Source organism: Lentzea sokolovensis (assembly GCF_033949975.1).
GTDB lineage: Bacteria > Actinomycetota > Actinomycetes > Mycobacteriales > Pseudonocardiaceae > Lentzea > Lentzea sokolovensis.
Genome location: NZ_JAXAVU010000009.1, coordinates 664,447 through 690,321, shown reverse-complemented (window position 1 = coordinate 690,321; position 25,875 = coordinate 664,447). Strand labels below are relative to the sequence as shown.

26 protein-coding genes are annotated in these 25,875 nt (G+C 69.7%); 10 read left to right on the top strand and 16 right to left on the bottom strand.

Annotation, left to right across the window (positions count from 1 at the left end; translation table 11 throughout):
* Nucleotides 1-28 precede the first annotated feature (28 nt).
* The gene (locus tag SK854_RS20840; RefSeq protein ID WP_319976761.1) at nucleotides 29-1,168 is read right to left on the bottom strand and encodes a L,D-transpeptidase; all 1,140 of its coding nucleotides are present in this window, start codon (nucleotides 1,166-1,168) and stop codon (nucleotides 29-31) included.
* A gap of 92 nt (nucleotides 1,169-1,260) precedes the next feature.
* Here SK854_RS20840 and SK854_RS20835 point away from each other — a divergent pair, with 92 nt between their 5' ends.
* Complete coding sequence (locus tag SK854_RS20835; RefSeq protein ID WP_319976760.1) at nucleotides 1,261-1,992, top strand: SDR family NAD(P)-dependent oxidoreductase; 732 nt, start codon at nucleotides 1,261-1,263, stop codon at nucleotides 1,990-1,992.
* On the opposite strand, the gene SK854_RS20830 is transcribed toward SK854_RS20835, so the two are convergent.
* Nucleotides 1,946-2,959 (bottom strand): chymotrypsin family serine protease, encoded by a 1,014-nt coding sequence (locus tag SK854_RS20830; protein ID WP_319976759.1) that lies wholly within the window; start codon nucleotides 2,957-2,959, stop codon nucleotides 1,946-1,948. The two genes, SK854_RS20835 and SK854_RS20830, sit on opposite strands and share 47 nt — an antisense overlap.
* 79 nt (nucleotides 2,960-3,038) lie before the next feature.
* A complete protein-coding gene (locus SK854_RS20825) occupies nucleotides 3,039-4,139 on the bottom strand; it encodes a UDP-N-acetylmuramate dehydrogenase (protein WP_319976758.1) in 1,101 nt (366 codons plus the stop codon).
* Between SK854_RS20825 and SK854_RS20820 the strand changes: the two genes are divergently transcribed.
* The 4 genes from SK854_RS20820 to purU are packed head-to-tail and all read left to right on the top strand — an operon-like array spanning nucleotide 4,138 to nucleotide 7,036.
* Complete coding sequence (locus tag SK854_RS20820) at nucleotides 4,138-4,626, top strand: DUF2505 domain-containing protein (protein WP_319976757.1); 489 nt, start codon at nucleotides 4,138-4,140, stop codon at nucleotides 4,624-4,626. The genes SK854_RS20825 and SK854_RS20820 overlap by 2 nt on opposite strands.
* Nucleotides 4,605-5,411 carry a class I SAM-dependent methyltransferase gene (locus SK854_RS20815; protein ID WP_319976755.1) on the top strand — a complete coding sequence of 269 codons (807 nt, stop codon included), beginning with the start codon at nucleotides 4,605-4,607 and terminating at the stop codon, nucleotides 5,409-5,411. Before SK854_RS20820 ends, SK854_RS20815 begins: the two co-directional genes overlap by 22 nt.
* A gap of 10 nt (nucleotides 5,412-5,421) precedes the next feature.
* Nucleotides 5,422-6,147, top strand: coding sequence for a maleylpyruvate isomerase family mycothiol-dependent enzyme (locus SK854_RS20810; RefSeq protein ID WP_319976754.1), 726 nt, complete (start codon nucleotides 5,422-5,424; stop codon nucleotides 6,145-6,147).
* Nucleotides 6,148-6,184: 37 nt separating this feature from the next.
* Entirely contained in the window at nucleotides 6,185-7,036 is an 852-nt protein-coding gene (gene purU, locus SK854_RS20805; protein ID WP_319976753.1) for a formyltetrahydrofolate deformylase, read from the top strand.
* On the opposite strand, the gene SK854_RS20800 is transcribed toward purU, so the two are convergent.
* A complete protein-coding gene (locus SK854_RS20800) occupies nucleotides 7,033-7,443 on the bottom strand; it encodes a hypothetical protein (RefSeq protein WP_319976752.1) in 411 nt (136 codons plus the stop codon). The genes purU and SK854_RS20800 overlap by 4 nt on opposite strands.
* A 58-nt stretch (nucleotides 7,444-7,501) precedes the next feature.
* A complete protein-coding gene (locus SK854_RS20795; RefSeq protein ID WP_319976751.1) occupies nucleotides 7,502-8,476 on the bottom strand; it encodes an aminotransferase class III-fold pyridoxal phosphate-dependent enzyme in 975 nt (324 codons plus the stop codon).
* Nucleotides 8,477-8,604: 128 nt separating this feature from the next.
* Here SK854_RS20795 and SK854_RS20790 point away from each other — a divergent pair, with 128 nt between their 5' ends.
* Nucleotides 8,605-9,672, top strand: coding sequence for an LOG family protein (locus SK854_RS20790; RefSeq protein WP_319976750.1), 1,068 nt, complete (start codon nucleotides 8,605-8,607; stop codon nucleotides 9,670-9,672).
* A 48-nt stretch (nucleotides 9,673-9,720) separates the two neighbouring features.
* Here the strand turns inward: SK854_RS20790 and SK854_RS20785 are convergent, their stop codons facing one another.
* On the bottom strand, nucleotides 9,721-10,188 hold the full coding sequence (locus SK854_RS20785) for a hypothetical protein (RefSeq protein ID WP_319976749.1): 468 nt from the start codon (nucleotides 10,186-10,188) through the stop codon (nucleotides 9,721-9,723).
* A gap of 59 nt (nucleotides 10,189-10,247) precedes the next feature.
* The gene (locus tag SK854_RS20780) at nucleotides 10,248-11,522 is read right to left on the bottom strand and encodes a hypothetical protein (RefSeq protein WP_319976748.1); all 1,275 of its coding nucleotides are present in this window, start codon (nucleotides 11,520-11,522) and stop codon (nucleotides 10,248-10,250) included.
* A gap of 111 nt (nucleotides 11,523-11,633) precedes the next feature.
* On the opposite strand from SK854_RS20780, the gene SK854_RS20775 reads away from it, so the two are divergent.
* Complete coding sequence (locus SK854_RS20775) at nucleotides 11,634-15,044, top strand: nSTAND1 domain-containing NTPase (RefSeq protein WP_319976747.1); 3,411 nt, start codon at nucleotides 11,634-11,636, stop codon at nucleotides 15,042-15,044.
* Here SK854_RS20775 and SK854_RS20770 read toward each other — a convergent pair.
* The gene (locus tag SK854_RS20770) at nucleotides 15,041-15,589 is read right to left on the bottom strand and encodes a YbaK/EbsC family protein (RefSeq protein ID WP_319976746.1); all 549 of its coding nucleotides are present in this window, start codon (nucleotides 15,587-15,589) and stop codon (nucleotides 15,041-15,043) included. The genes SK854_RS20775 and SK854_RS20770 overlap by 4 nt on opposite strands.
* A gap of 146 nt (nucleotides 15,590-15,735) precedes the next feature.
* On the opposite strand from SK854_RS20770, the gene SK854_RS20765 reads away from it, so the two are divergent.
* Nucleotides 15,736-16,494, top strand: coding sequence for a MerR family transcriptional regulator (locus tag SK854_RS20765; RefSeq protein WP_319976745.1), 759 nt, complete (start codon nucleotides 15,736-15,738; stop codon nucleotides 16,492-16,494).
* A 28-nt stretch (nucleotides 16,495-16,522) separates the two neighbouring features.
* On the opposite strand, the gene SK854_RS20760 is transcribed toward SK854_RS20765, so the two are convergent.
* From SK854_RS20760 to SK854_RS20740, 5 genes are all read right to left on the bottom strand, one after another.
* Nucleotides 16,523-17,068 carry a type 1 glutamine amidotransferase domain-containing protein gene (locus SK854_RS20760; protein ID WP_319976744.1) on the bottom strand — a complete coding sequence of 182 codons (546 nt, stop codon included), beginning with the start codon at nucleotides 17,066-17,068 and terminating at the stop codon, nucleotides 16,523-16,525.
* A gap of 9 nt (nucleotides 17,069-17,077) precedes the next feature.
* Nucleotides 17,078-17,734: an alpha/beta fold hydrolase gene (locus SK854_RS20755; protein ID WP_319976954.1), complete on the bottom strand. Its 657-nt coding sequence runs from the start codon at nucleotides 17,732-17,734 to the stop codon at nucleotides 17,078-17,080.
* On the bottom strand, nucleotides 17,731-18,024 hold the full coding sequence (locus SK854_RS20750) for a DUF2516 family protein (protein ID WP_093605924.1): 294 nt from the start codon (nucleotides 18,022-18,024) through the stop codon (nucleotides 17,731-17,733). The genes SK854_RS20755 and SK854_RS20750 overlap by 4 nt, the downstream gene beginning before the upstream one ends.
* Before the next feature lie 103 nt (nucleotides 18,025-18,127).
* Complete coding sequence (locus SK854_RS20745) at nucleotides 18,128-18,790, bottom strand: hypothetical protein (protein ID WP_319976743.1); 663 nt, start codon at nucleotides 18,788-18,790, stop codon at nucleotides 18,128-18,130.
* Between the two features lie 5 nt (nucleotides 18,791-18,795).
* Complete coding sequence (locus SK854_RS20740; protein ID WP_090066023.1) at nucleotides 18,796-19,173, bottom strand: helix-turn-helix domain-containing protein; 378 nt, start codon at nucleotides 19,171-19,173, stop codon at nucleotides 18,796-18,798.
* A 118-nt stretch (nucleotides 19,174-19,291) separates the two neighbouring features.
* Between SK854_RS20740 and SK854_RS20735 the strand changes: the two genes are divergently transcribed.
* Nucleotides 19,292-20,359, top strand: a complete 1,068-nt coding sequence (locus SK854_RS20735; RefSeq protein WP_319976742.1) for a methyltransferase domain-containing protein — start codon at nucleotides 19,292-19,294, stop codon at nucleotides 20,357-20,359.
* Between the two features lie 72 nt (nucleotides 20,360-20,431).
* Nucleotides 20,432-22,459 (top strand): NACHT domain-containing protein, encoded by a 2,028-nt coding sequence (locus SK854_RS20730; RefSeq protein ID WP_319976741.1) that lies wholly within the window; start codon nucleotides 20,432-20,434, stop codon nucleotides 22,457-22,459.
* Here SK854_RS20730 and SK854_RS20725 read toward each other — a convergent pair.
* Genes SK854_RS20725 through SK854_RS20715 form a run of 3 tightly spaced genes read right to left on the bottom strand, consistent with a single transcriptional unit; the run spans nucleotide 22,395 to nucleotide 25,821 of the window.
* Complete coding sequence (locus SK854_RS20725) at nucleotides 22,395-24,629, bottom strand: FtsX-like permease family protein (protein WP_319976740.1); 2,235 nt, start codon at nucleotides 24,627-24,629, stop codon at nucleotides 22,395-22,397. The genes SK854_RS20730 and SK854_RS20725 overlap by 65 nt on opposite strands.
* A complete protein-coding gene (locus SK854_RS20720; protein ID WP_319976739.1) occupies nucleotides 24,626-25,300 on the bottom strand; it encodes an ABC transporter ATP-binding protein in 675 nt (224 codons plus the stop codon). Before SK854_RS20720 ends, SK854_RS20725 begins: the two co-directional genes overlap by 4 nt.
* Entirely contained in the window at nucleotides 25,297-25,821 is a 525-nt protein-coding gene (locus SK854_RS20715; protein ID WP_319976738.1) for a PadR family transcriptional regulator, read from the bottom strand. Before SK854_RS20715 ends, SK854_RS20720 begins: the two co-directional genes overlap by 4 nt.
* Nucleotides 25,822-25,875: the final 54 nt, after the last annotated feature.

Here is a 25,875-nt window from a genome sequence, read left to right as displayed (position 1 = left end):
CTGGTCGGGGGACGCATTCCCGCCGGTCCTACTTGATGGCGGACTTGCCCTTCCACTGGTCCCACGAGAGCTGCCAGTCGTACCAGTCGAACTGGGCCGGCAGCGTCGTGATCGAGCCGGTCACCTCGACCGGGTCACCGACCAGCGCCGAGTCGTAGTACGCCTTCGCGTCGGCTTCCAGCAGGTTCGCGCAGCCGTGCGAGGTGTTGTTGCTGCCGATGTTCGCCGCGTTGTCGTTGTTCTCGTGGATGAACTCGCCGTGGTTGGAGAACCGGACGGCCCACTTCTTCACGACGTTGGTGTAGCCGTAGCGCGGGTTGTCGAACGAGAACGTGTCGTTCTTCGACATGACGACGAACGTGCCGTTCGGCGTCGTGAGCTCGGGGTCCGCGTCCTTGCCGAACGACGCCGGGTAGTCGGCGACCTGTGCGCCGTCGCGGAACACCTTGAGCCGGTGCGTCGGGTTGTCGATCTTCACGACCTGGTTGCGGCCAACGGTGAAGTCGCTGGTCACGTCGGCCTTGCCGAACGCGCCGCCGCCGTAGTTGACGCCGTAGAGCTTGGCCTCGACCTTGATCGTCGTGTTGGCGGGCCAGTACTTCTCCGGCCGGTAGTGCACTTCCTGGGCGCTGAGCCAGGCCCACGAACCCTGGACGTTCGCCGAGTTGGTGACCTTGAGGGCCTTCTCGACGGTGGCCTTGTCCTCGACCGGCGCCTCGAACTTGACCATGATCGGCGCCGCGACGCCGACGGTCTGGTTGTCGGAGGGCCAGAGCGTCGCGCGGGTCTGCGAACCGGGCGCGACGGTGGTGAACGAGCCCTTGAGCTCGACCGGCTTGCCGTCGGAGCCGACGGCCTTGCCGTTGTAGCTGTACGTCTTGCCGTAGCCCAGGGGCTCGGCCGTCGTCCAGCCGGACTTGTCCTCGGTGAGGGTGCCCTTGACGTCGGCGCCCTCGGGGGACTTCAGTGCGACGGACTCGATCTTGCCGTCCACCACGGTGACCTGGACCGGGGTCGTGACCTGCACGTCCTTGGTTCCGTCGACCGGGGACAGGGTCACCTTCGCGGACGGCAACGAGCTGTCCGCCTTCGGCGATCCTGCCTCGACACTCGAGCAGCCGGTCAGCAGCGTCAGTCCGGCGACCAGCGCGACAAGTGTTCTCTTCACGGTTTCGACCTCCCACCATGGTGGACGTCCAGAACCCCACCGGGGTGTGAGTGATGTCAGTCACACCCTGTTCGGCACCTACGATCGAAGTCGTGAATCGACCTGTCGCAGTTGTGACCGGAGCTAGCGCGGGCATCGGCGAGGCCACCGCGCGCCGGTTGGCCGCCGAGGGCTTCCACGTCGTGCTCGGAGCACGTCGTCTGGACCTTCTCCACGTTATCGCGAAGGAGATCGACGGGACGGCCATCGAGCTGGACGTCACCGACGAAGCCTCCGTCGCCGCCTTCGCGGACCGGGTACCCCAGGCGAACGTCCTCGTGAACAACGCGGGCGGCGCGCGCGGGCTCTCGACCGTCGCCGAGGGCGTCGCGGACGAGTGGCGCTGGATGTGGGAGGCGAACGTCCTGGGCACCCTGCTGGTGACCAAGGCGTTCATCCCGAAGCTGATCGCGTCCGGGGACGGGCACATCGTGTCCGTGACGTCCATCGCCGCGTACGAGGCCTATGACAACGGCTCTGGGTACACGAGCGCCAAGCACGCCCAGTCGGCGCTGCACCGCACGTTGCGCGGCGAGCTGCTCGGTCAGCCGGTGCGGATCACCGAGATCCAGCCGGGCATGGTCGAGACGGACTTCTCGGCGAACCGGTTCGGCGGCGACACCGAGCGCGCGGCCAAGGTCTACCAGGGCATCACGCCGCTGGTCGCGGACGACGTGGCGGACGTGATCGCGTTCGCCGTCACCCGGCCGTCGCACGTGAACCTGGACACCATCGTGCTCAAGCCGCGGGCCCAGGCCTCCGCGACTCGGGCACACCGGGAGTGAGCAGGTCCACGTCCAGCTGACGCAGGACGGGCTCGATGGGGTTCGCGAACCCCGTCGAGCCTGATCCGGCGACGTACAGGCCCACCACGAAGTTGTCGGCGTCGACCAGGACCGCGCCACTGTCTCCGTGGTCGCCGAAGCGTTCGGACGAGTGGACGCGGATCTGGTCGCGCAACGTGCGGACGCCGATCCCGTCGCCGAAGTCGAGTCGCAGCGTCGAGTCCGTCGACTCGATCACGCCGTACGTGAGTTCGGTGGTGCGGCCGCGTTTGCGCACGGTCGAGCCGATCTTCGCCCGGGCGCTGCCCATGATCGCGCCGACGTCGAGCACCTCCGCGCGGAACGGCCGGGCGCCCATCTTCAGTCCCGCCGCGGACACGGCACCGGCGAGCGCCGCGCGGTCCAGCACGGCGATCTGGTCGGCACCGGGCACGCCACCATCCACTCGGGACGGATGCACGAACTCGTCGCCCACCGACCACGAGTCGTCGACACACCCGACGTGGAAAGTGGTGAGCCCCAACACCTTGCGAGACTCGTCACGGGTGAGGACGAACGCGCCGAGCGTGCCCGCGATCACGTACTCGCCGGCACGCTCGACCTCGGGCGGCACGACCCTGAACGACCTGGCCGGGCCGATGCCGATGCCCCCGCGCAGCACCGGATGCCGTTCCACCGCAACGGGTTGTTCGTCTTCGGCGCGCGTGATCCTGGCGCGGTGCAGCACGATCGACTCGGCGACGACGTCCGTCGGCACGCCGCCGACCTCCACCGGGATCTGCTGCGGATGGTCAGGTCCCTTGGCGCACACGTAGACCACGATCGCGGCCTTGCCCGTCGGGCGTCCGCCGGTGACCTTCTCGCCGATGTCGACGCCGATCACTCCGGGCCGCGACAGGAACTCGTCTTCGACCATGCGCTTGACCGGCCTGATGACCTCTCGCGCGTTCTCGTCGAGGTAGCTCATGGCAACCCCCGTTCAACAAGCCCTACCTCAATGAAACACGGGAAGTAGCGGTTCGTCACACGGAGTCACCCGGACGGACTTACAGCTGAACGCCTACGAAGACCGGTTCCGGGTGCAGCTCCACGCCGAACGCGGCCCGCACGCCGTCGCGCACCTCGCGCGCGAGGTCGAGCAGGTCCTCGGTCGAGGCTCCGCCGCGGTTCGTCAGGGCCAGCGTGTGCTTGCCGGACAACGACACCCGGCCGCCGGGGCCCTGGTGACCCTTGCGGAACCCGGCCCGTTCGATCAGCCACGCGGCGGAGAGCTTCTTCTGGCCGTGGCCCGCCGGGTAGCTCGGCACGTCGACGTCGGCGCCGAGGCGTTCGGCGATGCGGATCAGCACGCCGCTGAACGTCGAGTCGTCGATGATCGGGTTGGTGAAGAACGAGCCCGCGCTCCACGTGTCGTGGTCGGCGGCGTCGAGCACCATGCCCTTGCCGCGTCGCAGTTCCAGCACGGCCTTGCGGGCGGCGTCCGCCGGAACGCGATCACCTTGCGCCACGCCGAGAACGCGCGCCAGCTCGCCGTAGCGGATCGGCGCGGACATGCCCCCGGAGGTCAGCGAGAACCTGGTGCGCAGGACGACCGCGTTGTCCGTGCCCTTGAGGACGCTGGTGCGGTAGTCGAGGCCCAGCTTGGCGGCGGGCACCTGGTGCACCTTGCCGCTGCGGCGGTCCAGCAGGTCCACCGACTGCAGCACCTGGGAGATCTCGACGCCGTACGCGCCGACGTTCTGCACGGGCGTGGCGCCGTTGAGGCCCGGGATGCCCGACAGGCACTCGAGGCCGCCGAGGCCCTGCGCGACCGCCTCGGCGACGACCGCGTCCCACTCCTCGCCCGCCTCGACGGTGAACTGGACGATGCCGCCGCCCAGCGGGTCGAGGCGGAAACCCTTGGTGGCGACGTGCACGACCGTGCCGTCGAAGCCGCCGTCGGAGATCACGAGGTTGGAGCCGCCACCGAGCACGAGGACCTTCTCGTCGGCGGCCGCGTCGGCTGTTCGCACGGCTTCGACCAGCTCAGCGGCGGTCGTGGCGTGGACGAACCGCGCGGCCGGGCCACCGAGTCGGAGCGTGGTGCGCTCGGCCAGAGGTACGGACTGCGTGGTGGTCACAGACGTCAACGGTAGCCTCCGCGACATGGCACGCCGCATCGAGCACCACACCACGTCACCCCATTCGGCGGAGAAGGTCTACGGCGCGATGGTCGACGAGACCTATCTGCGCGACCGGCTGGCGTCGATCGGTGGCCCCGGCGCCGCGCTCGTGACGTTCTCCAGCACCGACGAGCAGACGTCGTACCAGCTCAAGCAGGGTGTGCCCGCGGAGCACGTGCCATCGGCGGTCAAGGCCGTGCTCGGTGGCGACCTGGTGATCCAGCGCACGGAGACCTGGGCGGCGGGCGCCGGCACGGTCGAGGTGACGGTCAACGGCGTGCCCAGCAAGCTCGACGGCTCGTTCACGGTCCTGGACAACGGGTCCGGCTCCAAGCTCACCCTCACGGGGGAGGTCAAGGTCAGCATCCCGTTCGTCGGCGGCAAGATCGAGAAGCTGATCGCGGAGCAGGTCGTCGTGCTGCTCGACAAGGAGAGCGAGTTCACCTCTCAATGGCTCGCAAACCGCGGCTAGCGGCCGGCCGGGCCCGCGCGCTCGGCGTTGCGACCCGCGGCACGACCAACCCGAACCGCCTGCGCCGGGTCGACCGGTGGATGACCGGCACGCTCGGCGGCTTCCTGGCCGGCGCGGCCGATCCGCTCGTCGTCGACCTCGGGTACGGGGCGACGCCGATCACCACGGTCGAGATGGCCTCCCGGCTGCGGGTCGTGCGGCCGGACGTGCGCGTGCTCGGACTGGAGATCGACACCGACCGGGTCGAGGCGGGCAAGGCAGTCGCTTCACCGCCCTTCCTGGACTTCCGGCGCGGTGGCTTCGAGCTGGCCGGTGCGCGGCCGGTGTTGTTGCGCGCCTTCAACGTGCTGCGCCAGTACACCGAGGAGCAGGCGTTCGAGGCGTGGGACACGATGCTCGGCCGCATGGCTCCCGGCGGGTTGATCGTCGAGGGCACGTGCGACGAGATCGGGCGCCGGTGCACCTGGGTGACGCTGTCCGCCGACGGGCCGTTGCGGTTCACGCTGGCGTGCAAGCCGTCCGGCATTGACGTGCCTTCTGACCTGGCCGAACGGCTGCCCAAGGCGTTGATCCACAAGAACGTGCCGGGCGAGCGCGTGCACGCGCTGCTGGCCGAGCTGGACGCCTGCTGGGCCACCGCGGCGCCGTTCGCGCCGTTCGGGCCTCGGGCGCGGTGGGTGGAGTCGGCGCGGCTGCTGGCCGAGCGGGGCTGGCCGGTGCTGGACGACCGGCGGCGGTGGCGGCTCGGCGAAATCACGCTCGAATGGGCGGCTGTCGCGCCCTAGGGTGGGCCGGGTGGACTTCGTCGCGCAGATCGAGACCCAGGCTTCGTTGATGCGTTCGGCCGCTGTGAAGGCGGGCCCGGACGCCCCCGTTTCCACGTGTCCTGAGTGGACTGTGCGGAAACTGGTGCGGCACATGGCCGAGGTCCACACGTGGGCGGCGCAGTCCGTCGTCACCGAGCCCGCGGCGGGCCGGCCGGAGTGGCCCAAGGCCCCTCGGGACTGGGACGAGGCGCTCGCGTGGTGGGAGAACGGGACCTCCCTGCTTCTCGAACGGCTGCGCTCCACGCCCCCGAACAGTCCGGCGTGGACTTTCCAGGGCCCCTCGCAGGCGGGGTTCTGGGCACGCAGGCAGGCGCACGAGACGTCGATCCACCGCCTGGACGCGGAACTCGCGACCGGTCACGAGCTGCCGTCGCTGATCTTCGACCCGGAGTTCGCCGCGGACGGCATCGACGAGATGCTCACGATCATGATGCCCCGGCAGCTGGTGCTGGGCCGCGTGATCGAGGCGACCGGCCGGGTCCTCGTGCACGCCGCCGACGCGGGCCGCACGTGGGAGGTCTGGCTCGCGCCCGGTGAGCCGCTGGTCGTGACCGGGGTGCTGGACTCGGCCGTCGACGCCGACGTCACCCTCGCCGGTACGGCCGACGCCGTCTACCGCGCGTTGTGGGGCCGTCCGAGCCACGCGATCGTGACCGGAGACGAGTCGCTGTTGGCGGGGCTGCCCAGGCCGTGAATACTTCTGCGGCGTGTCATCGCCTGAGCGTCGCTATGTGATCACCTTCGGCTGCCCGGACCGCACCGGCATCATCGCGAGGATCTCGTCGTTCCTCGCGGACAACGGCGGCTGGATCGTCGAGGCCGCGTACCACACCGACCCGGAGACGGGCTGGTTCTTCACGCGCCAGGAGGTCCGCGCGGACTCGCTGCCCTTCGGCGTGGACGAGCTGCGCTCCCAGTTCGCCGAGGTGGCCGCGTCGCTGGGCGCGCAGTCGACGTGGACGGTGACCGACACGGGCTCCCGCAAGCGCGTGGTCATCCTGGTGTCGAAGGAAGGCCACTGCCTCTACGACCTGCTGGCCAGGGTCGCGACCGGCGAGCTCGACGTCGAGGTGTCCGCCGTCATCGGCAACCACCCGGAACTCGGCGACATCACGCGCGCGCACGGCATCCCGTTCCACCACGTGCCGTTCCCGTCGAACGACCCCATGGGCAAGCAGGCGGCGTTCGCCGAGCTGCGTCAACTGGTGGAGAAGCACGACCCGCACGCCGTCGTGCTGGCCCGCTTCATGCAGATCCTGCCGCCGGAGATCTGCGCCGCCTGGACCGGCCGCACGATCAACATCCACCACAGCTTCCTGCCGTCGTTCATCGGCGCGCGCCCCTACCACCAGGCCCACCGCCGCGGCGTGAAGCTCGTGGGCGCGACCTGCCACTACGTCACGGCCGACCTGGACGCCGGGCCGATCATCGAGCAGGACGTGATGCGCGTGCACCACGGCGACTCGGTGGCGGACATGGTCCGCAAGGGGCGCGACATCGAGAAGGTCGTGCTGGCGCGCGGGTTGCGGTGGCACCTGGAGGACCGCGTGCTGGTGCACGGAAACCAGACGGTGATCTTCTAGCGGCTGGTGGGGATCACCTGGGGCGTGCGAGGTCCCCACTTCTGTTCCATGTCGCGCCTCAGGTAGAAGGTGCCCGAACGGACCTCCGTGCCGTCGGTGCTGCGGATCGCGTAGGTCGGGTCGTAGGTGTCCCACGGGCCGAGCCAGCAGTCTCGCTCACCGATCTCGACGATCTCGTCCACGACCTGGTCGGTGACGGCCTCGGCCTTCAGCGTGACCTCGAGGCGCAGGTAATAGGCGTCGGGCGCGAGGCCTTGGGAGTACTCGTAGTCCGCGTCGGCGACCTCCTGACGCGCCTCCCAGTGGTCCACGATCTGCTCGCCCAGGCCTTCGAGCTCCCGAGAGGTCTTGCTCTCGGGCACACAACCGGTCAGCAGCAACAACATCAGCACTGAAATCAAACGCACCGCACACCCCCCAGGCCGTGATCATGGCAGGGGTGCGCGGTGCGTGCGAAGCGGTTTGTCAGATCTTGTTGGCTGCCATTCCCACGGCTTCGATCATCCACCCCGCGTCCTCCGCCGACATGACGGCGGGCGGGGTGAAGCAGACGGTCCGGCCGCGGAAGTCCGCGAGCACGCGCGACCTCAGCAACTCGCCGGTGAAGACGTCGGCGGCGTGCTTGTCCGGCAACTCGACGCCGAGCAGGAGCCCTGTGCCGGTCGCATGGGCCTTGCCGGCGACAACGGCCCGCAACCCGTACAGCAGCTCGTCGCCCAGCAGCTTGGCCCGCTCCACGAGCCCCTCGGAAGCCGTGACGCGCAGGCAGGCGTTCACGGCGGCGGAGGCCAGCGGTGACACGGCTTCCGAGCCGCGCAGCAGCGGCACCTCGACCTCGGCCGTGGCGACCACGGCGGCGATCGGGAGCACGCCACCGGACAGGCCCTCGCCGACCAGCATGATGTCCGGCGTCACGCCGTCGAGGTCGACGCCCCACCACACGCCGAGGCGGCCGAGGCCGGAGCGCGTCTCGTCCACGACGAGCAGGGCGCCGGACTCGCGGCACACCTCGGCCACGGCGCTCAGATAGCCGGTCGGCGGGAGTGAGGCGCCGCGGACCGGTTCCACGAGCACGCACGCCGGCGGCCCGGAGGCCAGGGTGGCGCGCAACGAGTCGATGCCGCCGTACGGGACGTCACCGGTGGTCAGCACCCGTGGGCGGCCGTTCGCCTGTGCGAGGGCAACGGCGAACTGGGCGGCCTCGGAGGCCGAGGCGAAGGTGTGGACGTGGTCGAGCCCGTTGGGGGTGACCAGGTCGAGCATCAGGCGGTCCAGCAGGGACGGCCGGCGCACCTGGCCGACCACGGCCTGCACCACGGCCGGGTGGGCGTGGCCGAGAAGAGGGACTCCGTACCCACCGCAGTCGAGGTACTCGACGCGGTGGGGATCTACCACTCGTGCGCCTCGGGCGGCGCATCCTGTCAGCAGTTCGGTGGTCATTGCGGGGAACCTTTCCTGGGCAGCGCGGCCCGCGGCCGCTCGTCTTGCATGGCGAGCGGACCTCGGTTCCCACAAACTCATTCGGATTCCAGGCCACGTTGGTTCGCCCTGGGCATAGGCTTTTTCTCGTGCGGATCGAAATCACCGACCTCGACCAGCTGCGGGCAGCTCCTGACCTGCGCAAAGCCGTCATCATCGGGCTTGACCTCACTCGCGAGGACGTGCGGGTGCCGTTCGACGGGGCACTGCTGCTCGGCTGCACCCTCAGCGAGACCATGCAGCGCCGGGCGGAGGCCGCGGGAGCGTTGGTCTTCCCGGTGATCCCCGACCTGCCGTACGACGTCTACCGGTCGTCGCTGTACACGCCGAAGGAGCTGTTCGCGGGCTTCGACCCGGCCGACCCCAAGTCGTACGCCGACACCCCGGACGCCGAGATCTACCGGCACAGCAAGCAGCAGGGCCACCACCCGGACCCGCTGCACGCGCTGGCCGAACGCCTGCACGACCACTCGATCACCGAGGCCCTCGACGAGACGCTGACGGGCTCGCCGGTCGCGGTCATGGGCGGCCACGCGCTGGCCCGCGGCTCCGACGGCTACCGCAACGCCGTCGCGCTGGGCGCCTCGCTGGGCAACGCGGGCTTCACGGTGCTGACCGGCGGCGGACCGGGCGCGATGGAGGCGGTGCCGCTGGGCGTGCGGCTCGGCGAGGTCGACCAGGACGTTCTCGACGCCATCGCGCAGGCCCCGACGTTCGGCCACGACGACGAGTCGATCGGCCGGTGGCTCGCGGCGTTCCCCGAGATCCACAGCTTCGACACCCCGCGCACGATCGGCATCCCGACCTGGTTCTACGGCCACGAGCCGCCCAACCCGGCCTGCGAGCTGCACGCGAAGTACTTCGCGAACTCGGTGCGCGAGGAGGGCCTGCTGACCGTCGCGACCGGCGGGATCGTCTACACGCCGGGCAAGGCGGGCACGGTCCAGGAGGTCTTCCAGGACTTCACGCAGAACTACTACGGCAGCGTCGGCCCGGCCGCGCCCATGATCTTCCTGGGCAAGGCCTTCTGGACGGACGAGATCCCGGCCGCGCCGCTGGTGATGAAGCTCGCGGCGGGCCGGGAGGCCGAGCAGTGGATCCTCGTCACCGACGACGTGGACGAGGCGATCGAGCTACTGCAGAAGTACCAGTCCTAGCCCTGTGACGGCCTCGCGCCCTCCAGCAGGGCGCGAGGCGATCAGCTCCTACTGGTAGGGGTAGACCGTGCCCCTGCACACGATGTCGCCACCCGCGCTGCGGTTCCAGGTGCAGGGGATGCCGTACAGCTCGCTGTCCTCGTAGTAGTTCTTGTTGCACTGGCCCCAGTTGCCCTTGCCGAGGCTGGTGATGCAGGTGCCGTTGCGGTACAGCGAGCCGTTTCGGTAGTTCTCCCAGTACACACCGGCCGACGCCGCGTCAGAGCTGTCCTGGTCCTGCACCCACCAGTGGTCACCGCCCTTCTCGTAACAGATCTCGACGGGCGTGTAGGAGTGGCACGTCAGCTGCGAGCGGGGCGGCAGCGTGCCGGCGACGGCGAACTCGATCCCGTCCGCCGCCGCACCGATCTCGGACAACGCCTGCATCGAGGTGACCTCCGCTGACGCGGAAGCGGGCATCATCGAGCCCATGACGGCCAGGAAGGCCATCGAGAAAGCAAGCACGAGCCTGCGCATGAAGATTCCTCCAGGTTTGCCGGGGTTCCCGCCTCGGAGGAGGCGGAAGTCGAGTGGGCTCAGCCGATCTCGCTGAGCGGAACGGCGAAGATCGCTCGCCGGTCGATGAAGGTGCTGCGGTCCTCGGTCCAGGCGTGCTCGGAGACCGTCCAGAGCTTTCCGGCGGTGATCCCAGGGCCGTGCTCGTGGTAGAGGTCCTCGCCGCCGATGGCCCAGCTGTTGGTGCTCGTGGCTCCGCCGAGGGAACCGAAGTGCATCCAGCTGTGGTTGCGGTTCGAGCTTCGGCCGAGGTAGTAGGTGTCCTTCCAGGTCTGGACGCCCTGGAGGTTGCTGCGCGGCACGGTCACCACGTCCTGCGGCACGGCCTTGCCGTTGGTCAGCGTGAGCTGCCGGGACGAGGCGTCGACGCGGTAGCGGACCACCCGGCCACCGTCGACGGCGGCGTCGGTGCTGCGTTCGTCGCGGTACTCGCCGACGACGAGCGTGTCCGGCGTGGAACTGCGGTCCAGCGACAACGACGAGAAGCACAGCTGGGAGGCGCTGGGCAGCTCGCACTCCGTCTGCACCGGCTGCCGGTACCAGCCGACCTGCGGCAGCACGTACTTGTAGTTGTAGGCGTAGTAGTTGCTGCCGCTCTTGCCGATGCTGTCCTGCGCGTCGGACACCTCGAGGAGGCGCTCGACGTCGAACACGCGCAGCCCGCCGGAGGTGTCGGCCACGTAGAGGTAGTGGCCGAGCCAGGCGAGCCCGCCGGCGTGGATCGGCACCGCCTTGTAGTCGGCGTTCGCGGTCGGCTCGACCAGCAGCACGTGCCGGTACTTGCGGTTCTTCATGTCGACGAACGAGACGCGCACGCCCTTGTCCGGCCCGGAGTCGCGGTAGTGCCAGCTCACGAGCAGGATGCGGTTCTCGCCCCACAGGCCGTCGTCGTCGGCGTCCGACGAACCGGTGACGCCCTGGGGGATCCAGTAGGCGACCTTGCTGTCACCGGGGTCCCAGCAGAACTTCTCGCTGCTGTGCAGGATCTGCCCGGACGTCAGCGGGTAGTCCGTTCGGCCGTAGTTCTCCGGAAGCGCCTGCTGCTGCGCGCTGTTGCACGAGGCGATGTCCCGGTTCGCGTCGCGCAGCAGGGCGGCGACCGACGTCGTGGTGCCGACCGCGGACTGCAGCCGCGCCGCGGAGGACTCGAGACTCCAATCGGGCGTCAATGCGAACGCACCCGTTGGGCGGCTGTGGATTAGTTCGTCCGCCGCCTCTTGTGCCTGCACGGGCAACGCCGCACTCAGCGCACCCGTCAACGCCACTAGAAGTGCTGTGCGCCAGCGTCTGGTCATCATCGCTCCTGCTCAGCCCGAAGTCGTTGCGGCACCAGGTTTAGAGCGGGTTGAGTTGATCAGGCAGTGGCGCAGGCGCTTTTCAATCAACCCAGACCAACTGGAGTCCGAGTGGGTAGACGAGAGCGGCCGATCGATCCCGAGGAAGGCCCCGTCCAGCGGTTCGCGTGGGAGCTGCGGCAGCTGAGAGAGAAGGCAGGCTCGCCGAACTACCGGACACTCGCCCTGCGCGCGCACTTCTCCGCCACGGCGCTGTCGCAGGCCGCCGCGGGAGAACAGCTGCCGTCGCTGGCGGTGGCGCTCGCGTACGTCCAGGCGTGCGAAGGCGATGTGGCCCAATGGGAGCAGCGCTGGCGGCAGGCTGCCACGGGCGAGAACGACTCCACGCCGTACCTCGGGCTCAGTGCGTTCGGGATCGAGGACGCCGACCGGTTCTTCGGACGGGACGACCTCGCCGCGGACATCGCCGGCCGCATCCGGCGACAGCGCGTCGTCGGCGTGTTCGGGCCGTCCGGCTCCGGCAAGTCCTCGTTGATCCACGCAGGGGTGCTGCCGGCGCTGACCGACTGGACGGTCCTCACCGCGACACCGACGACCTGGCGCGGCGGCCAGGCCGATCTCGTGGTGGTCGACCAGTTCGAGGAGTTGTTCACCCACTTCGACAGCGCGGTCGACCGGGAGGCGTTCGTCGAGTCGCTGTTCGACGGCGGCAATCGGGTGCTGCTCGCCGTGCGGGCCGACTTCCTCGGTCACTGCGCCACGGTGCCCGCCCTGGTGGACGCGTTGCGCGATGCCCAGGTGCTGGTCGGGCCGATGACCGACGACGAACTGCGGGCCGCCGTCGAACTACCGGCCGTGCGCGCCGGGCTGAAGGTGCAGCCGGACGTGCTCGCGGCCGTGATGGCCGACGTGCGCGGGCAGTCGGGCGCGTTGCCGTTGCTGTCGCACGCACTGCTGGAGACGTGGCGAAGACGCGAACGCGGCCGGCTGACCCTCGACGGTTATCGGGCGAGTGGCGGGGTCACCGGCGCCGTCGCCGCCACGGCCGAGAGCACCTACGCCGAGCTCTCCGTGCGCGGACAAGCCGTCGCACGCGCGGTGCTGCTCAGGCTCGTGCAGACCCACGACGACGTGAACGACCTGCGCCGCCGGGCCCCGCTCGACGAGGTGATGGCCGCGGGCCGGCCGACCGACACCGCGCACGTCGTGAACGTCCTCGCGAACGCACGGCTGATCGTCGTCGCGGACGGCGTTGTGGAGCTCGCGCACGAAGCACTCGTACGCGCGTGGCCCCGATTGCGGCAGTGGATCGACGACGACCGGGAGGCGTTGCGGCTGCACCGCGACTTCACCACCGCCGCCGCGGCGTGGCAGTCGGCCGGGCGCGATCCCGGCGAGCTCTACCGGGGCGCGCGGCTCGCCGCGATGCGCGAGCTGGCAGGCCGGATCGAGTGGCCGATGTCGTCCAACGACCTGGAACGCGAGTTCCTGCAGGCGGCGGTGGACGAGGAGAGTGCCTCCAGGCAGGCGGCGGACCGGCAGTCCCGCCGGTTGCGCACGCTGGTGAAGTCACTGGCCGTGCTGACCGTGGCGTGCCTGGTGGTGACGTTCGTGGCCGTCGTGCAGGGCAATGCCGCGCTGCGAGAACAGCAGATCGCCGAATCACGTCAGATCGCGGTGCAGGCACAGGACCTCAGCGCGTCGTGGCCGGACGCGGCCGCGCAACTCGCCGTGGACGCCTACCGCACGTCGGCGACCGCGGAAGCGCGCGGCGCGTTGCTCAGCACCGCGGCCTACAAGCCCGCACGGACGGTGTTGAAGGATCATCGCGGGCCGGTTCGCGCGGTCGCGTTCAGCGCGGACAGCTCGTTGTTCGCCACTGCGGGCGATGACCACTCGGTGCTGCTGCGGTCGCCCTCGTCCGCTGACGCACCGGCGATTTTGATGCAGCACAACGGCGCCGTGCGTGCTCTCGCGTTCACACCGGGCGGCACGACCCTGGTGTCCGCGGGTGACGACCAGCGAATCATCTTGTGGGACACCAGAACGCACCTTCCGTTGCGGACCATCTCTCTCGACGCCGGGGTACGAGCCCTTGTGCTCTCAGCGGACGGAACGACCGCCGCAGTCGCGACAGCCGACGGCCTGATCTCCTCGTGGCGCACGGATGACTGGACGCGGACGGGCACGGTCCTGCACGAACTGGGCGAGGTCCACGCGTTGGCGTTGAACGGATCCGTGCTTGCCGCAGGTGGCGAGAAGGGCACGTTGGTGGTGGAGAACGGCGTCGCGCGCTCGTTCACCGATCACGTCGCAGCCGTCCGCACGGTCGCGTTGAGTCCCGACGGCCGTGTCCTCGCGTCCGGCGGAGACGACTACCAGGTGGTGCTGCGGGTGCTGGCGACCGGCAAGACGTCCGGGCTGCGCAGGCACGTCGGCGGTGTGCAGTCGGTGCAGTTCGACGCGACCGGCACCAAGGTCGTGTCCACCAGCGACGACGGCAGCATCCGCTGGTGGACGGTGCCCGACGGCGGGTGGCTGACCGGGTTGATCACCCGCACGCATCCGTTCTACGTGGCGGCGCTCAGCCCGGACGGCAACTGGTTCGCGGCGGGCGGCGACGAGAGCGTGAGCCTCTGGAGCCTGCCGCTGCCCCCTCTGACCGGGCACACGAGTCCGCCGGACGGCATCGCCCTCTCCCCGGACGGTGCGGTGCTGGCCACCGGCGGGCGCGACCGGATGGTCCTGCTGTGGAACCGCGAGGGCAGACAGATCGGACGCATCGACGTCCCCGCGCACGTGACGGCGCTGGCGTTCCGGACCGCGACCGAGATCGTGGTCGCCGACGTGCGCGGAGTGTTGTCGTCGTGGCGGACCGACGGCAGCGTCCTGCGCACCTGGCAGGGCCATCGCGGCGCGATCAAGAGCCTCGTCGTGTCGGGCGATCGGGCGGTGACCGGCGGTGCCGACGCCGCGGTCGTCGTGCAGGACCTGAACTCCGCCGAACCAGGCCGCGCGCTGCCCACCGGTCACTCGGGGCCGGTCAACGCCGTGGCGTTGCTCGGCGACCTCGTGGTCTCGGGCGGAGCCGACGGCCGGGTGCTGCGGTGGTCCGGCGACCAGGTCGAGGTCGTCCGGGAGACCGGCCCCGCGGTGAAGTCGATCGCCGCGGTGCCCGGTTCGGGCCTGCTGGTGGTGGGCGACGCGGGCGGGGAGGTCGCCTTGTGGGATCGCAACGGCAAGGCGCGCACACTCGTCACCGGCCGGGGTGCCATCGGAGCGGTCACCGCCAGCCAGGACGGCACGACCGTGGCGGCGGCCGCGAACGACAGCCTGATCACGCTGTGGCAGGTCACCGACGGCGCGCAGGTCGCGACGCTGACCGGCCACACCGGCCCGGTCAACGCCGTGCTGTTCGACGCGGGCGGCGACCTCACGTCGTCCGGCCCGGACCCGCGGGTGATCAGGTGGAACCTCGACCCGGACCAGGTGATCACCCGGCTGTGCGCCTCTGGTTGCTAGCGCGCCAGGTCAGGCAGCACCTCGGCCCCGGTGAGCTTCATCAGCACGTCACCGGGGATGAGGATCTTGCTGCCCCGGATGCCGCTGCCCACGATCAGTTCGGGGGCGGCGGCCACCTCGGGCGACACGAGGATCGGCCAGTCCGCGGGCACGCCGACGGGCGTGATGCCGCCGTACTCCATGCCGGTCAGCGCCACGGCCTCGTCCATCGGCGCGAACGACGCCTTGCGCGCGTCAAGCCGCTTGCGGATGACGCCGTTGACGTCCGCACGCATGGTCGCGAGCACCATGCAGGCCGCATAGCGGACGACGTCGCCACGCTTGCCCGCGACGACCACGCAGTTCGCCGACGCTTCCAACGGCGAGCCGTAGTGCGCGCAGAACTCGGCGGTGTCGGCGAGAGTCGGATCGATCTCGGCCACGGCGACACGGTCAGCGCCGTCCAGGGTCTTCAACGCGGCCGCGACGGGTTCGGGAACCAGGTCGAGGCGGGAAAGCACAGGTACGGGTTCGAGAGACCCGGCGATGGTCCACACAGAATCCATTGTCGCTGCTCCGCAGACTCCGGCGAATTCGCCTGGCAGCTGGTCGTCCGGCCAGCGCGAATTCGCACCATCCTGCCAAATGCTGTTTGACTTTGACGCTGCGTCAACCTCTACCTTCGATTTCAGAGCGCGAAGGAGGAACCGGAATGGCCTGGTCGATCGCCCAGGTGGCCCGGATGTCGAAGGTGACGTCCAGGACGCTGCGGCACTACGACTCGATCGGGCTGCTGCCGCCGGCCTGGATCGGCGACAACGGTTACCGCTACTACGAGAAGGAACAGGTGCACCGCCTGCAGCAGATCCTGCTGCTGCGCGACCTGGGTCTGGGCCTCGACGTGGTGGCGAAGGTGCTGGACGGCACGGACCAGCTGACGGTCCTGCGCAACCACCACCGGTGGCTGCGGGACGAGCAGCAACGGCTGGACCGGCTCGCCCGCACCGTCGCGCGCACGATCGAAGAACTGGAAGGAGGGGACGAAGTGAAGATGGAAGAGCTGTTCGAGGGCTTCGACGCGAAGAAGCAGGAACGGCACGAGGCCGAGCTCGTCGAGCGCTACGGCGAAGGTGCCCGTGAGCACATCGCCGAGAGCCGCAAGAAGATGAAGGGCTGGACGCGTGCCGACGCGGACCAGTTCATGGCCGAGTGGCGGGACATCGCGCAGAAGCTCGGTGCCCTGTACACGGCGGGCGCGGCGATCGACGCTCCGGAAACGCAGGAGCAGATCGATCGCCACTACCGCTGGATCTGCCTGAGCTGGACGCCCAACAGGGAGTCCTACCGGGGTCTCGGCGACCTCTACGTCGACTCGGAAGAGTTCCGGGTCAACTTCGAGGTGGACGGCGGCGGCAACATGGCCGAGTGGACTCGTGACGCCATGGCGCACTACGCCGAGACGCGCCTCTAGGAACGATGCGGGAGCTGCAGATCCCGCATCACAGGCCGAAGGCCTTCAAAGCCTCTCGGTTGAACGCCGGCAGGTCGTCGGGATTGCGGGACGTCACGAGCGTCCACCCGTTCATGTCGCACACCCGGACCTCTTCGTCGGCCCAGTCGCCGCCCGCGTTGCGGATGTCGGTCTGCAGGCTCGGGAACGAGGTCAGCATCTTGCCGCGCACCACGCTCGCCTCGACCAGCAGCCACGGACCGTGGCAGATCGCCGCGATCGGCTTGCCCGCGGCGACCAGCGCGTGAATCAGCTCGACGGCGTCGTTGTCCATGCGCAGCAAGTCGCTGTTGGCCACACCACCCGGAATCACCGCGCCGTCGTAGTCGTCCGCGGACGCGTCGGCGAAGGTCGTGTCGACGGGGAACGAGTCGGCGGGCGTGAGGTGGTTGAACCCGCGGACCTCACCGAGCTTCGGCGCGATCAGGCGCGGCACTCCGCCCGCCTTCTCGACGTGCGCCCACGGATCGGTGAGCTCGACCTGCTCGATGCCCTCTTCAGCGACGAGGAACGCGATCTTCTTCTGTTCAGCCATGCACTTCGGCTACCCGGCGAAGAAGGAGACCAACCGGTGCCGGATCTCAGTGCGGTGGGTGATCATCGGTGAAGGCGAGTCGATCAGCCACAGCTCACCGTTGGGGAACGCGGCCGCCGTCGCCTTGGCCACGTCTTCGGGATGCAAAGGATCGCCCACAGCCCCGATGACCAGCACCGCAGTGGACACGGCCGCCAAGGCGGAAGCGTCGGGCACAGCCACCTGACCCGGCAACTGCTCGGCGGCGGCCTCCAGGCGCTGCAGCGCGGCCCGCCGCTCGGCGACGTAGATGGGCGGCCCGACCGTCAGATCCGACAGCTGCTGCAACGTGATCGGCTGCCGAGGCTGGTCGAGCACCGCGGGCAGCAGCAGAGCCACCCGCTGAAAACGATCGGGTTCGAGGGACATCAGCCGCACCAGCGCACCGGCGCCCAGCGAGACACCGACGGCGTGGTCGGCGGGAACGGTGCCCAGATCGGCCGCGATCCGGCCGTAGTCCCAGTACCCCTCCGGTGCGTCCGGGGCGTCGCCGTGGGACGGCAGCGTCAGCACGACGCGGGTGCCGGGCAGCCCGGAGGCGGGGATGCGCGCCTCGCCGGGCGTGGCGCCGAGCCCGTGGGCGACCAGCGTCACCGGTGAGCCGGAGCCGTACGAGTGGGTGATCACCAACGAGGGCCGCGCTGGACCTCGATCAGCTTCGGGCGCACGTCCACCATGTACACGAGCACCGCGATGAGCCCGGCCAGCCAGAAGATCGACCCGACCCCACCGGGCCCGAACAGCAGCAACGCCGCCGTTCCACCGCCGGTGATACCCATCCAGGCGGGCTTGGTCATGCGCTCGATCGCGGTGTACGCGTCGGGGCGCTGACTCAGTGCGTGGAAGAACGCGAACAGGCCGAAGATGCTGAACCCCAGGTCGGCGAAGAAGTACACGATGCCGTCGAGGTTCCAGATGCTGAAGATCGGCACGTAGAACACGCACCCAGACTACGTGGACGTACGACGGGAGGGGAGCAGCCCTGTCGGACTGCTCCCCTCCCGGAGAAAATTCACAGACTCACTTGGCGGTGTTCGGGGTGGTCTTCTTCGCCGCGGTGGTCGTGGTGGTGCGGGTCGTCGTCGCCGGCTTGCGCGGCGCCGTGCGGTTCGCGGTCTTGCGGGCGGTGCTGCGCACCTCGTGCGCGGCCTCGCCACCGGCCTCGACGATCTCCTCGGCCAGCTTCTCGGCGCTGTCCTCGACCTGGAGGGCGACCTTCTCGCCGACCGAGCGGGTGCGGCGGGTCACCTTGCCGAGGACGTCGTCCGCGATGACGCGGGCGTCGGCGGCAGCGGACTCGGCGCGCTTCTGCGCGGCCTCGACGGCGTGCTCGACCTGCTCCACGGCCTGCTTGACCTGCGGCTGGGCCTTGATCTGCTCCAGCGTCTGCTCGCCCTGGTCGGCGAGGTAGGTGTACAGGTTCACCGCGGAGGCGGTGTAGGCGTCGACGAGCTTCTTGAGCTCGGCCGGCTGCAGCTTGTCGCGCAGGTCGTTCAGCTCGGTCGGGAGGTCCTTGGCCTGGGTGCGGGCCTCTTCGGCGCGCTCCTTGGCCTTGGTCAGGGCCTCGACGACGGCCTTCGCGGCGAGGTCACCGGCACCGAGCGCGGCGAGCAGCGCCTGGCGTGCGGCGTGGGCGCCCTGCTCGGCGGCCTTGCGAACGTCGTCCTGGGTGAGCTTCGGCATGGAGATCAGTCCTCCTCGTTGGTGGCGGTGTTCTCCCGCCGGAAAGATTCGTAAACGTCGAGCAGCACCTGCTTCTGCCGCTCGGTCAGATCGGTCGCGGCGACGATGGCGTCCGCCAACGCACCGCCTTCGCGCTGCTGGAGGATCCCGGCCTCGACGTAGAGCACTTCGGCCGAGATGCGCAGCCCCTTGGCGATCTGCTGAAGGATCTCCGCGCTGGGCTTGCGCAGTCCTCGCTCGATCTGGCTGAGGTATGGGTTGGAGACACCTGCTTGCTTCGCCAGTTCCCGCAAGGAGATCTTGGCGGTGTTGCGTTGCTCGCGGATGTACTCACCGATGTTGCGGCCGAGGTCCGCGACTGCTTTGTCGATGGACTTGTCCACTGTTCCCGCTCCCGTTCCTCGTGCCACCAACCACGTTAGCGACGAGTGCTAGCTGTTGCAAGCACTCTGCTAGCAATCGCTGCGTGTGCTCCGCCACAGGGATACCGTGGGAGGCGACATGGACGGCGCCGGGGCCTTACGAGCCGAGCTGACGGATCACCTGCTCGGTGACGGTGTGCTGCACGATCCCAAGTGGCTCAACGCTTTTCGCGTCGTTCCACGGCACGAGTTCCTGCCCCGCTTCTACCGCCAGCTGCACACCGGCGAATGGGAACGGGTCACCGCACGGCACCCGAACTGGCTCGAACTGGTCTACGCCGACCGGGTGTGGGTTACCCAGTTCGACGGCGACGACACCATGACCGGCGGCACACCGACGTGCTCGTCGAGCATGCCCACGATCATGGCGATCATGCTGGAGGCCCTGGAAGTCCACAACGGACAGTCGGTGCTCGAGGTCGGGACGGGCACGGGGTACAACGCGGCACTTCTGTGCCACGCCGTGGGTTCCGGCAACGTGACCACGATCGACGTCGACCCGCACATCTCGCGACGAGCACGCAAACGACTGCACCGCACCGGTTTCTTCCCCACCTGCCTGACGGGCGACGGCGCGCTGGGCCACCCCGCCCGCGCACCGTACGACCGCTTGCTGGCCACCTGCTCCGTGTCGACCATCCCGCCCGCCTGGCTGGAGCAGACGCGGCGGGGAGGCCTGGTGGTGACGACGTTGCACCGCCCGATCGGCGCCGGGCTGGTGGTGATCGCGTCCAACGGCGACGGCACCGGCGAAGGACGCGTGCTCAGCGAGGACGGGCGCTTCATGCCGTTGCGCGCACACGCCCGGCCGCCTTCGCCGGCCGGCGAAGGCTCGTTCGACCGCCGCACCACCTCGTTGCGGCTGAACTCGGTCATCGACCCGGCCAGCCCGTTCGAGTTCTTCGCGGGCATCGCGTTGCCGGAGGTGGCAGCCGGCCGCGACTGGTTGGCCCATTCGGACGGATCCTGGGTGCACCACCACGGTTCGCACGTCGACCAGGGCGGCCCGCGCCGGCTGTGGGACATCGCGGAGCAGGCCCTCGCCGACTGGAACGACCTGGGCAAACCGCGCCGGAGCCAGTTCGGGATCACGATCGGCGACGACGGCCAGCACCTGACGCTGGGCGATCTGCGCTGGCATCTGTGATCAACAACTGAACGTCACGACACGGGTCACTGAATCGACCCCAGGCGGATGCGGTGCGTCATGATGCCTCGCATGTCCAGATTCCGTCAGCAGGCGCTGCTGGCCGGGTGCGTGCTGACCGCGTTGCTCACCGCGGCCGGGCTGTTCGTCACCGACCACGGCATCCACCCGCACCTGTGGCTGATCGTGCTCGCGCTGGCGTTCCTGGGCTTTCTGGCTCTGCTCGACCCGTGGGTCCGGCGCAGGCACAACGCCGCGCTCAGCACCGACGAGCACCTCGACGCGGCGTGCCGGGCGCTCGCCATCGGCCTGCAGTCGCAGTGGAACGAGGAGGTCCGTTCCCGCGGCCTCACCGACCCGGACGTCCTCGACCTGCACTGGATCGCCCCCGAGCTGGACGTGAGCGACGAGCCGGACGCGCCGGCGGGACGCAGCGACGCCGTCGTGGGCGCGTTCGAACGGCAGATCAACCGCCGGATGGTGATCATCGGCGAGGCCGGCACCGGCAAGTCGACGGTCGCGATGCTGCTGACGTGCGGCCTGCTGGACCGCTACGACGGCGGCATGGTGCCGGTGCTGCTGCCGTTGTCGACGTGGAACCCGGCGGTCGAGGACGTCCGCACGTGGCTCACGCGCAGGCTGTACGAGGACCATCCGGCGTTGCGCAACACCGAGCTGTACGGCAGCTACGCCGGTGACCTGCTGGTCGAGCAGCACCTGGTCCTGCCCGTGCTCGACGGCCTCGACGACATCCCCGCCCACCAGCGCGCGGACGCTCTCGCGCGGATCTCGAAGGCGTTCGGCGCGAACCGCCCGCTGGTGCTGACCTGCCGCACGGCGGAGTTCGCGCAGGCCGTGCACCTCGCCGGTCCGCTGCCCGGCGCCGACGTCGTCGAACTGGCCCCGCTCGACCTGGACGAGGTCGCCGCCTACCTGCGGGCGAGCGCCGACAGCTGGGGCGCGGCGCGCTGGGAGCCGGTGTTCATCCAGCTGCGCGAGGAACCGGACGGCAGGCTCGCGGACGCGTTGTCCACGCCGCTGACGATGTGGCTGGCCAGCATCGTCTACTCCGACAGCGAGGCCGAGCCGACCGAACTGCTCGACCGCGGCCGTTTCCCGGACGCGCGGGCGATCTCCGACCACCTCTGCGACGAACTGGTGTCGCGCGCGTTCGGCAACAGGGCGTTCGCCCACCACGCCAACACCACGCAGGTCTGGCCGCGGGACAGGGCCCGCAAGTGGCTCGAGTTCCTGGCACACGAGATGCGCGACCGCGGCATCCGCGAACTGGCCTGGTGGGAGCTGCGCCGTTCGGTCGGCAGCACGTGGCTCGCGGTGCTCGGCGCGCTGGTGCTGGGCGCGATCGGCGGGTTCGGCGTCGGCTGGCTGATGGCCTACTCGATCACGCCGTCGCTCGCCCCGATCACCGGTCTCGTCGCGGGCATCGGTGTCGGCGCGGCGGCCCTGACCGCGTCACACGAGCGCAAAGCCAAGCCGCGCCTGGGAATCTGGCGCAGTCTGCTGCTCGTGCCCGGCGTGCTCGGACTCGCCGCCGGACTCGTCTTCGGTGCGCTGTACGGACTTTCCGCCGGACTCGTCGTCGGCCTCGGGCTCGCCGTGGCGATCGCGCTGCGGTTCGCGTTGACGAGCGCGGCCGAACTCTCGCAGGCTTCCAGTCCTCAGTGGACGATGTCCCGCGACCGGATCGCCGTGTGGACCGGATCCCTCGTGCTGGCCGTGGTGTTCGGTTCGGCGGCAGCGCTGGTGTTCGGACCCGGCCAGACCGGCATGGTCGGGCTGGGGCTCGCGTCCGGGCTGATGCTCGGCTTCGCGCTGGCCGTGCTGCACCTGCGCTGGTGGTGGTTCACCGTCGCGCGGATCTGGCTGGCACTGCGCGGAAAGCTGCCCTGGGAGCTGATGGTGTTCCTGGAGGACTCGCGCAAGCTCGGCGTGCTCTGCCGGGCGGGAGCCTGCTACCAGTTCCGGCACGGACTGGTGCAGGACCGCCTGGCAGAGCACGAGACGACGAGCAGGACTACTCGGTCCGCAGGCCAAGTGCTCCGGTCGCCCTTCTCAGCGAAGGCAACGTCAGAGCAGTGACCGCGAGCACCAGCGCCACCGAGGCGCCGGTGAGCGAGGCGATGCCCGTCCAGTCGTAGGCGACCTCGGCCTCGAACACCCGCGTGACCATCACGCCGAGCAGGACACCGGTGCTCACCGAGATCGCGGTGGACAACACCAGCGGCACGCCGTTCTGCCAGAGCAACGACCGCGCGAGCGTGCCGCGGGGCACGCCACTGGCCGCCATGACGGCGAGCGGCCGACGGCGTTCCCGCACCTGCTCCAGTGCCATGACCAGCAATGAAGCCCCGGCGAGCAGCAGCGTGAGCACCGAGCCCGCGAGCAGCGCCCGCCGGATCCCGGCGAAGATCGCCGCGACCTCGGCCGAGTCGTCCTGACCGACGAAGTACGCGTGCACCCGCCAGCTGTACGGCGCGATGGCGTTGCGCATGTGCTCGGCGGCGTCCGGCACCGAGAGGTCGAGCTCGGCCTGGAGCTGGGGTTTGCTCTGGGAGAGATCGATGCCCTTGGCCGCGGCCGGGGTGAGGAAGATGCCGGAAGCCGTGCCCTCCACTTCCTTCAGTTCGGGCACCGTCCAAGGGCTTTGGTCGCGGACCATCAGCACCTCGCCGGAGGTCGCCTCGAACGTGCCCCTCCCGAAGCTCACCTGGTAGGCCTTGCCGTCCGCGCAGTCCGTGACGTCCGCCTGCGCTTTCAGAGCCGCGCACGTGCCGACGGAGATGTTCGTCGTGCGGCCGTCCGGCAGGCTCGCGAAGGTGCGGTCGAGCACCCCCACGGCCCGTACCCCGGTGCTGGCCGCCACGGCGTTCTTCATCTCGGTGGTGTCGAAGTCGGCCTTGGGCGTCAGCGCGACGAAGTTGTGGGCGGCGTCGCGCTTCTCCTCGGAGAGCACGTCCTTCTCGACGCTCGCGAGGATGATCTGCAACGTCACGGTGCCCGCGAGCACCACGGCCACACCGCCGACGACCCTGGCCGCCGTGCCCGCGTCGAGCTGCAACCGGCGTACCGCGAGCTGCAGTGCCGGGGTCGCGCCGCGCAGCCCGTTCACGACCCGTTCCACCAGCCACGGCAGCAGCACCGGAATGCCCAGCATCAACAGCACCACCCCGGCGATCACGACGAGCTGGAACGTCGCGTCCTTCTCCCCGGTCGCCCCGAACTGGCTCGCCAGGCACGCGGCACCGGCGACAACGGGCGTGAGGCGCCACCACAGCCTGCGCCGCACCGGCTTCTGGTGCCGGACCACACCGAGCGGTTCGATGATCGTGCGGCGCATGGCGAACAACGACGTCAGCACCGCGAGCACCGGCACGGCCAAGAGCACCAGCACCGCGAGCGACGGCGTGGGCATCAGGTCACTCGGGAACGCCGCGAGCTGAACGATGGAGATGTCGTCGGCCAATGGCCTGGCCGCGAAGAAGAACGCGGTGCCGAACACGATCCCGACGAGCGCGCCGACCAGCGTCTCCCCGGACGCGATCAGCCGCACCCTGCCCGCGGCCGCGCCGACCAGCCGCAACGCCGCGAGCCTGCGATCGCGCTGGGCGGCGGCCAGCCGGGTCGCGACGCTGACGAACACGAGCACCGGGAACAGCAGCAGGACCATGCCGACCAGGCTGAGCATCAACAGCACCGGGGGCAGCCCCATCCGCCCGTAGGCCACCCCGAAGCCGTAGACCCGGTTGCCCTCGTCCTCGACGATCGAGTCGTCGCCCGCGTAGAACAGCAGGTCGTGCGGCCCGACCAGGCCCGCCTGGCCGATCGTGCCGATGATCTTCTGAGGGAAACGCGGCTTGAGCAGTCCGGCATCAGGCGAGGCGAGCAGTTCCGCCAGAGCCGGCGACACGACGATCTCGCCGTCCTTCGGCAGCCGGTCGAGTCCCGGCGGCACCGGAGCGTCTGGCGTGCGCGCGTTGACGTAGTTGCCGGGGATGTCGTGCGAACGGAAGTGGACGTACATCACTTCCACCAGCAACGGCGCGGGCCCGCTGCCCTGCGCCACCTCGTTGCGGGTGTCCGCCCGGTCGTCACGCGCCTTCAGCGCGTTCGGGATCGCGGCGGCGAGCAGCAGCACCGCGACGCACAGCCCGATGCCGACGCCCTGCAGCAGGAGCCTGCCCCACGACTTCCGGCTGCCCCCGACGGCCAGCCGGACGCCGAGAGCGAGGTCGCTGACCACCTGGTTCATCGAGCGAACTCCACGTCCCTGGCCTTGCCGTCGCGCACCACGACCTCGCGGTCGGAGTAGGCGGCGACGCGGGCCTCGTGCGTCACGAGCACGACCGCGGCGCCGGTCTCCCGCGCGGCCGCCGTGAGCAGGTGCATGACCCGTTCGCCGTTGAGCGAGTCGAGTGCGCCGGTCGGTTCGTCGGCGAAGATCACCTTCGGTCCGGTGACCAGCGCACGGGCGATCGCGACCCGCTGGCCCTGGCCTCCGGACGTCTCGCCGGGCCGCTGGTCCGCGACATCGTCGACCTCCAGCTTGGCCAGCCAGTCGGTCGCGGCGCGTTCGGCGTCCTTGCGCTTCGTCCCGCTCAGGCGCAACGGCAGCGCGACGTTCTCCAGGCAGGTCAGCTCGGGCACGAGCTGGCCGAACTGGAAGACGAACCCGAACTCGGTGCGCCGCAGCTCGCTGCGTTCCCGGTCGGACATCGAGGTGAGCTCGCGGTCGCCGTAGCTGACGACACCGGAGTCCGGCGGCAGGATGCCCGCGATGCAGTGCAGCAGGGTGGACTTGCCGGAGCCCGAAGGACCCATCACCGCGACGATCTCGCCCGCGCGGACGGTGAGGCCCGCACCTTCGAGCGCGTGCGTCCTGCCGAACGACTTGTGCAGGTTCTCGGCCCTCAAAAGGCTCATTTCCTGACCTCCTGGGCCAGCTTGTCGAGGCGCGCCGCGGTCAGTTCGAGCCAGCGCAGGTCCGCTTCGAGGTGGAACAGAGCGAAGTCGCAGATGAGCTGGTCGGCGAGGTCGCCGTCCACCTTGCGCTTGGTCAGGTCGCGCATCGTGGTGAGGTGCGCGGAACGCTGGGTGTCGAGCACCTCGGTCGCACTGCGGCCGGACAGCAGGGCCAGCACGACCTTCGCGTAGAGGGTGTTCTGCAGGTACGGCTCCGGCTTCTCCGGAGTGCCGAGCCAGCGTTCGACATCGGTGACCCCGGCGTCCGTGATCGCGTACCGCTTGCGCTCCGGGCCGTCGCCCGCCTCCACGCCCGCCTCGCTCACGAGGCCGTTCTTCAGCAGCCTCGACAGGGTCGAGTACACCTGTCCGTAGTGCAGCGGCCGGTCGTGCCCGAAGCGCTCGTCGTAAGCGCGCTTGAGGTCGTAACCATGCCTTGGACCGCCCTCTAGCAGCCCCAACAGTGCGTGTCCGATCGACATGAGCAGCACTATACACACGAGGTATACACCCGGTGTATTCATCGGATGCCCTGA

Excerpts from the sequence above, each read along its gene's own strand:
- SK854_RS20815 (WP_319976755.1), top strand. The coding sequence starts at position 4,605 with ATGGCTCGCAAACCGCGGCTAGCGGCCGGCCGGGCCCGCGCGCTCGGC.
- SK854_RS20725 (WP_319976740.1), bottom strand. The coding sequence starts at position 24,629 with ATGAACCAGGTGGTCAGCGACCTCGCTCTCGGCGTCCGGCTGGCCGTC.
- SK854_RS20825 (WP_319976758.1), bottom strand. The coding sequence starts at position 4,139 with ATGTCGCGGAGGCTACCGTTGACGTCTGTGACCACCACGCAGTCCGTA.
- SK854_RS20780 (WP_319976748.1), bottom strand. The coding sequence starts at position 11,522 with ATGACCAGACGCTGGCGCACAGCACTTCTAGTGGCGTTGACGGGTGCG.
- SK854_RS20785 (WP_319976749.1), bottom strand. The coding sequence starts at position 10,188 with ATGCGCAGGCTCGTGCTTGCTTTCTCGATGGCCTTCCTGGCCGTCATG.
- SK854_RS20735 (WP_319976742.1), top strand. The coding sequence starts at position 19,292 with ATGGACGGCGCCGGGGCCTTACGAGCCGAGCTGACGGATCACCTGCTC.
- SK854_RS20820 (WP_319976757.1), top strand. The coding sequence starts at position 4,138 with ATGGCACGCCGCATCGAGCACCACACCACGTCACCCCATTCGGCGGAG.
- SK854_RS20730 (WP_319976741.1), top strand. The coding sequence starts at position 20,432 with ATGTCCAGATTCCGTCAGCAGGCGCTGCTGGCCGGGTGCGTGCTGACC.
- SK854_RS20720 (WP_319976739.1), bottom strand. The coding sequence starts at position 25,300 with ATGAGCCTTTTGAGGGCCGAGAACCTGCACAAGTCGTTCGGCAGGACG.
- SK854_RS20830 (WP_319976759.1), bottom strand. The coding sequence starts at position 2,959 with ATGAGCTACCTCGACGAGAACGCGCGAGAGGTCATCAGGCCGGTCAAG.
- SK854_RS20745 (WP_319976743.1), bottom strand. The coding sequence starts at position 18,790 with ATGCCGAAGCTCACCCAGGACGACGTTCGCAAGGCCGCCGAGCAGGGC.
- SK854_RS20715 (WP_319976738.1), bottom strand. The coding sequence starts at position 25,821 with ATGTCGATCGGACACGCACTGTTGGGGCTGCTAGAGGGCGGTCCAAGG.
- SK854_RS20760 (WP_319976744.1), bottom strand. The coding sequence starts at position 17,068 with ATGGCTGAACAGAAGAAGATCGCGTTCCTCGTCGCTGAAGAGGGCATC.
- SK854_RS20770 (WP_319976746.1), bottom strand. The coding sequence starts at position 15,589 with ATGGATTCTGTGTGGACCATCGCCGGGTCTCTCGAACCCGTACCTGTG.
- SK854_RS20765 (WP_319976745.1), top strand. The coding sequence starts at position 15,736 with ATGGCCTGGTCGATCGCCCAGGTGGCCCGGATGTCGAAGGTGACGTCC.
- SK854_RS20795 (WP_319976751.1), bottom strand. The coding sequence starts at position 8,476 with ATGACCACCGAACTGCTGACAGGATGCGCCGCCCGAGGCGCACGAGTG.